General features: G+C 71.8%; 1 protein-coding gene and 1 pseudogene. Both read left to right on the forward strand.

The features are described from left to right. Nucleotides 1-187: pseudogene (locus D183_RS24815) on the forward strand (DUF4350 domain-containing protein); the annotation flags it as partial. After that, nucleotides 184-934: AAA family ATPase (locus D183_RS24820; RefSeq protein ID WP_017909543.1), on the forward strand; the 751-nt coding region annotated here is incomplete at its 3' end. The pseudogene D183_RS24815 and the gene D183_RS24820, both read left to right, overlap by 4 nt.

The following is a 934-nucleotide window of genomic DNA, read 5'->3' on the forward strand; positions in this document are numbered from 1 at the left end:
GCGGCTGCGCCGGCGCGCGCCGATCGCCGCCGCGCTGGAGGGCCCGGCCCAGGCCGCCGCCATCGCCGAACGCCTGCAGCTGCCGGTGGCGCAGGTCGAACAGGCGCTGCAACCGCCGCCGCCCAACCAACCCGCCGCCTTGCGCGAGCGCATCCGCCTCCTCGTCCAGATGAGAAACCAGCTATGACCACCGCCTCCTCCGACGCCGTCGCGCCGCTCGCCGGCCCTGCCCTGATCGAACGCGCCGAGGCGATCCGCGCCGCGGTCGGCCACGCCTTCATCGGCCAGCCGGAGGTGCTGGACCAGATCCTGATCGCGCTGCTGGCCGGCGGGCATGTGCTGATCGAGGGCGTGCCCGGCCTCGGCAAGACCCTGCTGGTGCGCGCGCTGGCGCAGGCCCTGGAACTGAACTACGCACGCGTGCAGTTCACCCCGGACCTGATGCCCAGCGACGTCAGCGGCCACGCCGTGTACGACCCCAAGACCGAGAGCTTCAAGATCCGCCGCGGCCCGGTGTTCACCCACCTGCTGCTGGCCGACGAGATCAACCGCGCCCCGGCCAAGACCCAGTCGGCGCTGCTCGAAGTGATGCAGGAAGGCCAGGTCACCATCGAAGGCACGGCCTTCCCGCTGGCGCCGCCGTTCCTGGCCCTGGCAACGCAGAACCCGGTCGAGCAGGAAGGCACCTACCCGTTGCCGGAAGCGCAGCTGGACCGCTTCCTGCTGAAGATCCTGATCGACTACCCGCAACTGGAAGACGAGGCGCGCATGGTCGCCGCGGTCACCAGCGGCCGCAGCGCCGGCGACTTCGACCTGTCGCAGGTGCCGCGCGTCCTCGGCGCCGAGGACGTGGTGGCGATGCAGGCCGGCACCGCGGCCATCGCCGTCGACCCGCAAGTCATCGACTACGCCGTGCGCATCGTCGCCGCCACCA

Source organism: Xanthomonas sp. SHU 199, from assembly GCF_000364665.1.
Classification (GTDB): Bacteria; Pseudomonadota; Gammaproteobacteria; order Xanthomonadales; family Xanthomonadaceae; genus Xanthomonas_A; species Xanthomonas_A sontii.